6 protein-coding genes are annotated in these 12,461 nt (G+C 34.3%); all 6 read left to right on the top strand.

Features of this window, described 5'->3' with window-relative positions; all coding sequences use genetic code 11:
- The first annotated feature begins 40 nt into the window (after positions 1–40).
- From fabD to MKX57_RS13955, 6 genes are read left to right on the top strand one after another with little or no spacing between them, the layout of a single operon-like run.
- Positions 41–1,294: an ACP S-malonyltransferase gene (gene fabD, locus MKX57_RS13980; RefSeq protein WP_342550364.1), complete on the top strand. Its 1,254-nt coding sequence runs from the start codon at positions 41–43 to the stop codon at positions 1,292–1,294.
- 22 nt (positions 1,295–1,316) lie between these two features.
- Entirely contained in the window at positions 1,317–6,173 is a 4,857-nt protein-coding gene (locus tag MKX57_RS13975; protein ID WP_342550363.1) for an amino acid adenylation domain-containing protein, read from the top strand.
- Positions 6,174–6,195: 22 nt separating this feature from the next.
- Entirely contained in the window at positions 6,196–9,393 is a 3,198-nt protein-coding gene (locus MKX57_RS13970) for a condensation domain-containing protein (protein WP_342550362.1), read from the top strand.
- Between the two features lie 2 nt (positions 9,394–9,395).
- A complete protein-coding gene (locus MKX57_RS13965) occupies positions 9,396–10,184 on the top strand; it encodes an alpha/beta fold hydrolase (protein WP_008178530.1) in 789 nt (262 codons plus the stop codon).
- On the top strand, positions 10,174–11,562 hold the full coding sequence (ablA, locus tag MKX57_RS13960; protein WP_089986374.1) for a lysine 2,3-aminomutase: 1,389 nt from the start codon (positions 10,174–10,176) through the stop codon (positions 11,560–11,562). The genes MKX57_RS13965 and ablA overlap by 11 nt, the downstream gene beginning before the upstream one ends.
- Positions 11,563–11,576: 14 nt before the next feature.
- Positions 11,577–12,332, top strand: a complete 756-nt coding sequence (locus tag MKX57_RS13955; protein ID WP_036222005.1) for a class I SAM-dependent methyltransferase — start codon at positions 11,577–11,579, stop codon at positions 12,330–12,332.
- Positions 12,333–12,461 lie beyond the last annotated feature (129 nt).

Below are 12,461 nucleotides of genomic sequence, written 5' to 3'. Positions count from 1 at the left end.
TTGAAAGGGAAATGACTATTAACATTTGGAGGGATATCGTTTGAACACTGCAATTGTATTTCCGGGTCAAGGTTCACAATATGATTCTATGGGACAAGAATTATGCGAGAATTACCAAATAGCTCGCGATTTGTATAATGAGGCTAGCGATATTTTGGGCTACGATTTATTGAAAGCTTGTGAAAACAAAAATGGAGAGCTTCGTAATACGGTAATAGTTCAGCCTGCAATTCTAGTTTATAGTATTGCCTGCTGGGAGATATTTAAAAAGAATAATGATGTAAAACAACTCTATTTAACTGGACATAGTCTAGGTGAACTGTCGGCAGTAGTTGCTGCCGACGGAATCCCTTTTGCAAAGTCCGTTGAATTAGTAAAGCTTCGTGCAACTGCTATGAGTGAATGTACTCAAGAAGGCGGTATGGTTGTTTGCTTTGGACTTAGTGGAGAAGAAGTGGAGGAAGTATGTCAAAGATTAGATACTGACAATAATCATGTAACTGTTGCAAACTTTAATTCGACAAATCAAATTGTGCTAAGTGGTCATAAAAGCGCATTGGAGCAGGCATCCATTGAGTTACAGAAAAAGGGAGCCGTTACAAAGATACTACCTGTTAGTGTTCCAGCTCATAGTAGACTCATGAAGCCTGCAGAAATAAGATTTAAAGCAGCTCTACAGCAAACAAAGATGAATGATTGTCAATATCCTATATTTTCCTGCGCTACAGGTCAACTATACAGTAGGGCTGACGAAATAGCAGATCAATTAAGTAAACAACTTACCGAAAGTGTTAGATGGCCAAAAGTTATGAACGTTCTCATTAATAAAGATGTTGACACATTTATTGAGATGGGTCCTAAAACAATTCTAACGGATATTATGAAGATGGAATATCCTGATTATCGAGCGATACCGGTTAACGAGAAAAATGGCATCCATTCTATTTTAAATAATCTTAATGAGAATATGTTAAAAGTAGAAGAGACTATCCACTTTTTACAAGCCTGTTTAAGAGTTATCATTGGGACACCTTTTAAAGCGAAAATCGATAAGCAAGACTTTGAAAGAGAAATCCATTCTCCTTATCAGCTCATTAAACAGGAATTGAAAGAGATGAAAGAGAGCAAACAAATTACAGTAGATTCTCATAGAGTGGCAAGTTTATCTCAACAATTTTTCTCTATTTTAACGCATAAAGGATTCCATAAAAATGAAACATTAGAAATTTTAAAGTTATCAATCGCAAATCCGAATTTATATTCTAAATATCTAAAAATTAATAGTTGTAAATAATTTGTTAGATTGGGGTAATAGAATGTCAAATTTCTATGAAAGTTTTTTTAGTGAAGAAATTGATTACTATGACGGACAAAGCTTATGGTTCAATCAAAAAAAATACAGTTTAAAACAATTGACTCATAAATCGTTTAAATTAGCAACCGCTATGCAAGAGAAGGGGATTAAACCGGGCTGTGAACAAAAGGTTTTGATTGTTCTTAGGAGGTCACCTGCTCTTCTTGTTGCACATTTATCAACATTTATTGCTGGTGGGGTTATTGTTTGTATTGATCCAGAAACACCAAGGGACAGAATCGACAACATCATTGACGATATCAAACCTAGCATAATCATTACCCATCCAGATATTTATAAGGCAAATGCTTTTCAAGATCAGATCACTTTTAAGCTTGATGATGTTCTTCAGCATTTTAATCTGGACCATAAGGATATTAACATAAATATTCATTTTTCTTTGAAATCAGCTGCTTATATTGTTTTTACATCAGGTACTACAGGCAAACCTAAGGGTGTAGTCGTTGAATGGAATTCTTTAAATCGCTTAATCGATTGGCATACAAAAACGTTTGATGTGACAAAAGATTCAATAGTATCTTTAACCTCTTCACCTGGATTTGACGCTTCCATTTGGGAGATTTGGGGTGCAATAGCTTCCAGAGCGTCTATATATATGACGACAATAGATGAAAGACTTAATCCAGAGCTTCTAAAAAATACTTGGATAAAGCACCAAGTAACGCATTCATTTGTATCTACCCCTATTGCTGAGCGACTAATGGAACTGGACTGGGATAATAGTCACGTAGCTTTAAAATATCTTTTAGTAGGGGGAGATAAACTAACAAAATACCCTTCAAAAGATTTACCTTTTCATGTGGTTAACAATTATGGACCAAGTGAAGGGACTGTTGTAAGTACTTCTGGGATTGTAGAGAGAGCAGATGGCAAGGTGAAAAAGCTACCTCATATTGGTTCCGCTTTACCTTATGTAAAGTGTTTTATTTTAGATCGAAATTTACAAATCATTCATGAGGTAGATAGAAGAGGAACACTATGGATATCTGGTGATGGATTAGCGCGAGAGTATATTAATTTGCCGCATGAGACAAATGAAAAATTTAAACAGTTAGAAATTGACGGTGAAAATGTAAGAGTCTACAACACTGGAGATGTCGTAAGTAGAGATGTTCAAGGGAATTTTAATTTCCATGGTAGAGAAGATTTTCAATTAAGCATTAATGGAGTGAGAATTGAATTAGGGGATATTGAAAGTACTCTTCAAAAACATAATAGAGTAAGTCAAGCTATAGCACTACCATTACATATAGCTTCAAATACGCTATTGACAGCATCCATTGTCTTAGAAGAGGAATCATCGATTTCAGAACTTGAACTATTTAGCTATTTGAAAGAGAAGCTGCCTAAAAATATGATACCCGTTCAACTTATTTTTCATAAACATTTACCGTTGACTAGAAACGGGAAAATAGATCGTGAATTGTTGAACAAACAGCATATAGAATATTTCAATAGTAAACAATTACTTGAATCTTCATCGAATATAAGTGAATCTTTGCAAAAGATTATTGATATTTTTTCTTCAACCTTAAACTTAAAATGCTCATCACAAACAGATTTATTTGAAGTTGGAGGAAATTCCTTAGACGCAGCACAAATTGCTATGAATGTTTCAAAAGCATTTAATGTTGATTGTTTACCATGGCAAGTACAGCAGCAGAGAAAACCATGTAATTTATTGGATATTCTTTCTACTTTACCAGCCTTATCATCAAATAATGAACCTACTATGTTTAATCAAAACGAGTGGTTTCCTGCAACGAGTATGCAGAAAGGTCTTTGGTATTTGTGGAAAACAAATGAAGGAAATCCATTTTATAATGTAGGCGCTACTTTTCAGATTAACGGTCTTTTTGATGAACATAAGTTTTATAGTGCCTTTGTCAATATCATAAAGAAAAATGCCGCCTTTTTTGTGAATTTTAGAGAAAATACCTCCTATGGAATTGAACAAAAAATTAGAAATATAGATGAAATAGTAGAGCATCTGGATCATCACATACAAATCTTACAGGTGAAAAATATGGAGGAGGCGCGCACACTTGCAAAGACAATTTATAATCAACCTTTCCAGTTAGAGAGCGATTTATTGTTTAGAGGGGCAATCATTCATACAGAGAATGCAGGAGCTGTTTTTGTACTTGTATCTCATCATATTGTATGTGATGGCTTATCTTTAAAAAATATACTGCAAAATATAGCTAAAGTTTATAATGAGGAAATTACTATAGATGACATAAAATCAAGTAGTTCTGAAAATTTATATAAGAATATCAATAAATTGGTTAAAAAATCACAGGATCAAAATTTGAAGGATTTTTGGTTTGAGCAATCTAAGGCATTTAAACTTGCTCAACTACCTATTCAAGAGAAATCCGAAGAATATATAAGAATTGGAAAGATTTTAGAGATTGAAAGCCATAAAGGGCTAGGTAAAAAAATTGATCAATTTTCACAGGAAATGAAATTGAGTCAGTTTACAATATTACTAACTGCTTGGGCACTAAATTTAGCAAAATATTGCATGCAAGATACAATAACGATAGGAATTCCTTATCATGGCAGAACAAATGAAAGTTTAAATGATGTTGGAATGTTTGTTAATTTAGTTCCTTTAACGCTTTCATTAAATAAAAAGGCCTCTTTTAAAGAGCTCCTGCTTGAAATTAGTAACACTGTTCATGAAAATATTGCTCATGGAGATTTTTCAATTGTTGACATTGCGGCTAACATTGATAAAAGAGAGTATCTTGATGTAGTAAATAATACATTCAGTCTTAAAGTGAATCTTGAAATGGATTTAAAGAATATCAACACAAGCTTTATCGAGCAAGATACTGGTGGATCAAGATTCCCTTTAAGTTGTTTCTTCAATGTGGAAAATGGAGAAGTAAAAGGACATATAGAATATTCATTTGCCCATTTTACAGAAGTAGAGATTCAATTGTTGGCGAAGAATTATTTGAGTTTACTTGCCTCATTAATAAATGAACCAGATCAATTATGGGGTACTGCATTTACTAAAGGTTCCATTATATCCTCCAATGATAATGGGGAACTATTACAAAAGGCTAAGCCACTCCACTGTCAATTTGAAGAGGCAGCGAAAAAATATAAGGATTATATTGCCATTCAAGAGCTGGATAGAGCATTAACATATGAACAACTCAATCAAGAAGCAGAAAAATATTCTTCATTACTGCTATCAATGGGTATTGAAAAAGGCGATTACGTGCCTATGTATATGGACAGAGGAATAGATGCCATTGCAGTAATACTAGGTGTTCTGAAAGCAGGCGCAGTATATGTTCCTTTAGATACGGAGCATCCTATAGCAAGAACACAGAAATTATTAGAGCGATTAAATCCAAAGGTTTTAATGGTAAATACAATAGATGAAATACCATATGGAGAATGGGAAATTGTAAATACTCTAGAAAAAAATATAGTTAAAAATAATGTAAAAGTAATGGGACCTATCTCTGTCGATGATCCAGCATATCTTATGTTTACTTCTGGCTCGACGGGTGAGCCGAAAGGTGTAGTATGTCCACATTTAGGGGCTTCTTTACGCATCGAATGGCAAAAAAAACAAAATAAGATTAAACCTGGTAATAAAACGTTATTTAAAACGCCATATACATTTGATGTATCTGTTTGGGAAATATTTTATACCCTTTGTACAGGTGCTACGTTAATTGTTGCTCCTAAAGACTTGCATCGTGATCCTTTAGGTTTACTGAAATTTATTTGTGATGAGTCAATTGATTTGTGTCATTTTGTCCCTTCTGTGTTGCAATTAATGCTTAATGAAATGGACTCTCAAAAAGATTACAAATTGCCATTAAAGTATCTTCATTTAAGTGGGGAAGCACTACCAGCTCCATTAGCTAAAAAAATAAATGAGTTGTTACCACAAGTCGAAGCATTCAATTTATATGGTCCAACTGAGGCAGGAATTGAAGTTACGGTTCAACAGGTAACAAAAGATCATTATAATATTGGTTTTCCATTACCGTATGTAGAAATGGAAGTGGTCGATGAAGCCGGGCTACCAGTTCCAAAAGGTTTTCCAGGTGAATTAATGATTGGAGGACCTTCTTTAGCAAAAGGTTATTTCAAGAATGAAATCGAAACGGACAAAGTTTTTGTAAAGCGAAATGGAAAAACCTTTTACAAGTCTGGTGATTTGGTAAAAATTTCAACGAATGGCAGTTTAGATTTTCTAGGTAGGAAAGATTCACAAGTTAAGGTAAATGGTGTAAGGATTGAGATAGAAGAAATTGAAGCTTGTGTTATACAGCAATCACAAGTTAACGATGCAGCAGTCGTATTAGGGCATGATCAAAATAACAAACCATGCTTAGTCTGCTTCTACACTTTAAATGTGAAAGATAGTCTAAGCAGAAATGATTTGAAAAAAGCTGTTTCTAAAGACTTACCAGTAACGTATATCCCATCGATGTTCGTTGAGTTAGAAAAATTACCATTAACATCTAGCGGAAAAAGAGACAGAAAACTACTTAGCTTAGAAGCTTCACAATACCTTGCAGACGGTGCTCAAAATACATTTAGGGAGCCAACGACCGAACTGGAAAAATCAATTGTAGAGGTTTGGGCTGAAGTGCTAAAGGTTAACGAAATAGGTATCGATGATAACTTTTTTGAAATCGGTGGAGATTCCATTAAATCACTTCAAATAGTATCTAAATTGCGTACCAATGGTATTGACATTACTCCGAAAGACTTTTTGAAGCACCCTACGGTATCAGAGATGTCTCTCATACTTAAATAATGTGGAAGGAGGTTAGCATAGAATGGTACAAAATGAAAAAAAACTCCCGTTAACACCATTGCAATTGGTTATGTTAATGGAAACATTAAAAGACCCAGCGTCAGAAGCGTATTGGCAAATTCTGTCTTATGAAATTCCTAACTCATTTACATTCAAAGAGATTCAAGAAGCTTGGTTAAATACTGCCAGAGCCAATCCATCATTAAGAACAAAATTTGAGTGGGAGCAAGAGATAGAACCAATCCAAATTATTCAAAGCAATGTAGAAGAAATTAATGTATTAGAGGTTAATTATTTATGGATTCAAGATGAATTTATGAATATAGAGAATTGGTTTAAAAGTGAGATTGGTAGGCTACAGCGAACGTTGCTAAATAAGACACAACAATTTTACCTTATTCAAAACTGGAAACCTTCTAAAAATCTATTAGTATGGGTGCATCATCATATTATTATGGATGGTTGGTCAATTGCTCAGACACTTGAAGATTTCTTTAAGCTTTTAAATAAGGATGTCACTTCATTAGCAATTCGTCCAGATATCGAACCATATTTACATTATATTAATGATCCAATGTATCAAAAAGGGCTGGAAAAATATTGGGGAAATGTGTTAAGTGATTTAGCTGAAGCAGAAACATTAGCGATAGAAAAATCACAACATAGGGGTCAAAAACCATTATTTAAGTATTTGGATAAAGAGTTAAGTAAGAGAGCGGCAGAAAATCTTCATGCCTATAGCATTAAGAACAGAGTGACTACTTCAAGCATCGCTTTAACAATATGGGGCGTGTTAATTAATCGATATCAACATACGAATAAGCTATACGTAGGTTCGACTTTTGCATTAAGACCGTATCAATTAATAGAGTCGAGTGATATGAATGGGATGCTCATAAACACATTACCAGTCAAAATAGGTATAGAAGATGAACTAACGTTAAAAGAAGTATGCCTCCAGACAATGGATCATCTGCAAGATGTATCTGAAAATAGCGGAATTCCGTATTCTAAATTATTACAGCTTGGTGGTGTATCTGGAAATACAGAAATCTTTAAAACCTCTGTCATTTTCCAAAATTTCAAGGGAAGCTTAAATAATAAAAAGAATGGTGATTTGGTTCACCAGTATGGAACAAGCTCTGATCCTTTATCAGTAACATTTGATATTACACAAGGCTCCATATGCTTACGATTAGGTTGGGATCAACAACGTTATGAGCAAACAGAGCTTCTGAGACTTCTAGATTCTCTTGAGTATATATTTGAAAATATAGATAACTATAATAATATGTTGGTTAAAAATATTAACTTAACACAAATCGAAGTGCTATATTTAAAAAATGTTTTAACAACAGATGTTTCTGCAACGTCTGAAAATTTTTCGATTCAATCTATTTTAGGAGACTACAGGGAAGATTCTTTAGCCATTTCAGATGGACAAAGAAATTTAAGTTATCAAGATGTGAAAAGATATATCAATATTGTGGCTAATGAACTACTCAAAGAAGGGGTACAGAGTGGGGATACTGTTGCATTGGTAGGAAAAAAATGTATTGAAACAGCAATCGGTATTTTTGCTGCTTGGACAATAGGCGCTGCATGGTGTGCTATTGATACGAGTATACCTGAAGCAAGAACTAAACGTATATTAGAGATATTGCAGCCTAAAACATTATTATTCCTAGATAACATTCCAACGATTATTGAACGTAGTACGGATGAGAAAGAAATAATAAGTGAGGCCTACAAGTTTAACTCGGGAGATGTGGCTTATTATATTTCTACTTCTGGTAGTACAGGAGAACCTAAAATTGTTTCATTAAAAGCAGAAGGGTTGTCACAAATCATACAAAGCTGGAAACAATTTTATCACCTTGATAGTGAACAGTATGTTCTTCAACTAGGGAGTTGGACATCGGATGTTTTTTTAGGTGATTTGCTGAAGGCATGGTCAACGAATGGATATTTGTTTGTTTGCGAGGAAGAAAAAAGAATTGATATGGCCTATTTAGCAGAAATGGCAGCTAAATATAATGTTTCATTTTTAGAGTCAACACCTGTTTTAGTAAGGGAATTTATCCACTTTTTAAATGAAGAAAATAGGGTCTTAAAAGATTTAAAAACAATCGTAGTAGGTGCTGATACGTTCAGACTTGAAGAAAAGAATGAAATATGTGACATGCTTTGGGAAGGCGTCAATTTTTATAATGGTTATGGTCTAAGTGAATGTACAATTGAGTCTCTAGTTTATATGTGTAATAACAATCAGGATAGTTCTAACTCAGGACTTTGTCCAATAGGTAAACCATTACCGGGAACAATGCTGAGAATTGTTGATAAAACAGGTAATTCTGTAGCTCCTGGCATGATAGGTGAATTACACATTGGAGGGAAACAAATAACAAAAGGCTATGTAACCGAGGAGGGTTTAGTTACCTCCACTTGTTATACTCTGGATGGTGTTAGCTACTTCCGGACAGGTGATCTAGTAAGATTAAATGCTAATGGAGTGATAGAATTTTATGGACGCAGTGATCAGCAAGTAAAAATTCGAGGCTATCGATTAGAATTAGGAGAAGTAGAGAACGCGTTATTATCACTTCAACCTGGTATGGAATGCTTTGTTAGCTGTCTTCCAAGTAATAACGGTGAAAATACTTTAATTGCCTTTATCAGTGGGACAGACCAAAGTATTGAGACAATTAATAGTAGGATTTCTAAGATACTTCCGGATTTTGCTATTCCGAATGTAATCGTTCCATTAGAAAAGCTACCTCGCAATACGAATGGCAAGATTGATAGAGTGTCGCTAAGGAAACAAGCTGAAGAATTACTGAATCAATTAACCGCTACGTCGACTATCTCAATGTCAGGCGATATGGTTGATAGGGTAAGAGAGACATGGGAAGTAGTTTTAGGAAAAAAAGTACAGTTGAATCGGAGTCTATTCGATCAAGGTGGCCACTCTTTAATTGTACTGAAATTATATAACTTACTTCGAAAAGTGTTACCTTCATATGAGTTTGTAGTTGGTGATCTTTTCCGATATCCAACTATCAATCGGTTTGTAGAAGAAATTACAGCTAGAAAAGAGGCAGAGCCTATTGCAGAAAGTACTATTCCATCTTACAGCAAAATTGAAGTACTTGAAAAAGTGAAACAAGGCGAGCTTACAGTAGAGGAAGCTATGAAAATAATAGGTGGTCATAGATTGTGAAGATGAAACAAGAAAAAGGATATTTAGTATATAACCCAAGTCCACATGCAAAATTAAAATTGCTATGTTTTCATCATGCTGGAGGTTCAGCACTTTCAATGGTTCCTTTAGTGAGAGATTTACCTGAAGATGTAGAAGTATGTTTGTTTGAATTACCTGGTAGAGGAATGACAAATGATTTACCCTTCCTATCAACATTTTGTGAGGCAAAAGAATATCTATTTAAAACGGTATTTCATTATATTGATCGCCCAGCTGTTTTATTTGGTCATAGTTTGGGAGGACTATTTGTCTATGCTTTATCAAGTTTACTGGATGAGAAAAGTCAATATATTAAAAAATTAATTATTTCAGCTGCTAGGTCCCCCATAACTGTAGCTAATCATGCGACGTATCCTGAAGCTCCGTTTACGAGGCGAACGAGGGAAAGTATTATAGCAGATATTAGAAGGCTAGGTGGAGTGCCAAATGAGCTTGAGTCTGACTCGAGACTATTCAATTCAATAGTGGATGTTACAGGCAGAGATTTTCATTTGCTTGATACATTTAAATTCGATGATAAAGCATTGGTCAACTATCCAATGGAACTTTGGTTAGGTACACAAGATTCAGCAGTTCCTGATGGGGAAGTTAAACTGTGGGAGAAAATGGCGCTCAATGACTATAAATGTAGGTATTTTAATGGTGGTCATTTTTACTTGAGTGAGAATGAGGAGCCTGCTAAAGAATTGAGACAGGAACTCATGAATATTTATACCAACATCAAAGGAGGGGTGATTCATGCAAACTAAACTTAAACCAGGTGAAAGAAGACATTATAGGGAAATTGAACTTTGGAAAGATATTACCAAAGAGCAATGGGATGATTGGCATTGGCAATTAACGAACACTATTAAAACTTTAGATGATTTAAAGAAAGTTGTAAACTTAACTGAGGAAGAAGAAGAAGGAGTCAAAATTTCTCTACAAACGATTCCTTTAAATATAACTCCTTATTATGCATCTTTAATGAATCCTGATGATGTACGATGTCCAATACGTATGCAGTCAGTGCCATTATCTGCTGAAATTATGAAGAGTCATTATGATCTAGAGGATCCATTGGATGAAGATGAAGATTCCCCTGTACCAGGTATAACTCATAGGTATCCTGATAGAGTATTGTTCCTAGTTACCAACCAATGCTCCATGTATTGTCGATATTGTACAAGAAGAAGATTTTCTGGGCAGGTGGGGATGGCAGTACCTAAAAAGCAGCTTGATAGAGCTATTGATTATATTAGGAATAATGAAGAAATTAGAGACGTTTTATTGTCTGGCGGAGATGCTTTATTAATTAACGATAAAATTCTTGAATATATTTTAAGCAGTTTAAGAGATATACCGCATGTTGAAATAATTCGGATTGGTACTAGAGCACCAGTCGTATTTCCTCAAAGAATAACGACTGAGTTGTGTTCGATTCTAAAAAAATATCATCCTGTATGGCTAAATACACACTTTAATACGTCGATCGAGTTAACTGATGAGGCGAAAGAAGCCTGCGAGAAGTTAGTCAATGCGGGGGTTCCAGTGGGGAACCAGTCTGTTATTCTGACAGGGATAAATGATAGTGTGCCAATAATGAAAAAATTAGTACATGATTTAGTGAAAATCAGAGTTAGACCATACTATATTTATCAGTGTGACCTGTCTGAGGGGATTAGCCATTTTAGAGCGCCTATTTCTAAAGGATTGGAAATAATTGAATCTTTAAGAGGACATACTTCTGGTTATGCTGTGCCCACATTCGTGGTAGATGCACCAAACGGAGGTGGGAAGATAGCGTTACAGCCAAATTATATACTTTCCCAGAGTCCTGAGAAAGTAGTTTTAAGAAATTATGAAGGCGTTATTTCTTCTTATCCAGAGATAAAGCACTATGAATCAGGTACAGCCGATAGTTATTTTTCTGAAGTTTATGATTTAAAATCATATGACTCAACAGGCGTTTCAAAGCTTTTAGAGACTGAACCTTCGAAAAGCTTAGTACCTACAAATCTTCGACGGTATAAATTAAGAGAAAGATATAAAGAAGAGGGAGTGGAGACATTAAAGGATAAAAGAGAGAATAGAGATGTTTTAAAACAAAAGAAAATGTTACAAGCACAGAAAACAAATAAATGTTAGATAGGGGAATCGTGATGGTAAGCTTTTATGGTAGTTTATCTACAGAATTATATGATATAGATAAATATATTGGTAAATCATTTGGAGATGTAGAGTATTATTCAAAAAGGTTAGAAGGTGTAAAGGGAAAGATATTAGAGCCTGCCGTTGGTAATGGTCGTATCCTAATACCTTTATTGCATAAAGGACTAAATATTGAAGGTTTTGATCTTTCTGATGACATGTTACAATTATGCAAAAAAAATTGTGCAGAAAGTGAGCTTACACCAAATCTATATTCATTAAATATGTGCAATTTTTCTTTGGAACAAAAATATGAGGCGATTATTATTCCGACTGGTTCATTCCTATTATTACATCAAAGAGAAGATTCTTTAAAAGCCTTAAAGTGTTTTTATGATCATTTAGAGGATGGAGGCCGTTTAATAGTAGACACTTTCCTTCCTGATTCGTTTGAGAAGGGGTATGTTTCAACTAGAGTATTTAAGAATCAAGACGGTGACTCTATAACATTGGAAGAAGTATTGGTAGATGTGGATTACATTAATCAATTTACGATTACTCACAATAAATATCAGAAATGGGAAAACACTAAACTAATTGATACTGAGTTAGAGATCTTCCCGTTAAAGTGGTATGGAGTAGAAGAGTTTAGAGGAATTTTACAAGATATTGGATTTAAGGATGTAACGATTTCTTCAGATTATGAGTATAATAAATATCCAACAAATGGTTCACAGGTATTTACGTATGAAGCAATAAAAGAATAGCACTTAATAATGATAACCCGCAATAAAAGGTGTTTGTTATTCAAGTCCTTAAAAGTTCGATTGGTAAACGATTTGTTTACCAATCGAACTTTTTCCTTTTTTGTTGAAAGTAGTATGGGACACGTTTTC

The organism is Lysinibacillus sp. FSL M8-0216 (assembly GCF_038595555.1).
Classification (GTDB): domain Bacteria; phylum Bacillota; class Bacilli; order Bacillales_A; family Planococcaceae; genus Lysinibacillus; species Lysinibacillus fusiformis.
This window is presented reverse-complemented; position numbering and strand designations above follow the sequence as displayed.

Excerpts from the sequence above, each read along its gene's own strand:
- MKX57_RS13975 (WP_342550363.1), top strand. The coding sequence starts at position 1,317 with ATGTCAAATTTCTATGAAAGTTTTTTTAGTGAAGAAATTGATTACTAT.
- MKX57_RS13970 (WP_342550362.1), top strand. The coding sequence starts at position 6,196 with ATGGTACAAAATGAAAAAAAACTCCCGTTAACACCATTGCAATTGGTT.
- MKX57_RS13965 (WP_008178530.1), top strand. The coding sequence starts at position 9,396 with ATGAAACAAGAAAAAGGATATTTAGTATATAACCCAAGTCCACATGCA.
- ablA (WP_089986374.1), top strand. The coding sequence starts at position 10,174 with ATGCAAACTAAACTTAAACCAGGTGAAAGAAGACATTATAGGGAAATT.
- MKX57_RS13955 (WP_036222005.1), top strand. The coding sequence starts at position 11,577 with ATGGTAAGCTTTTATGGTAGTTTATCTACAGAATTATATGATATAGAT.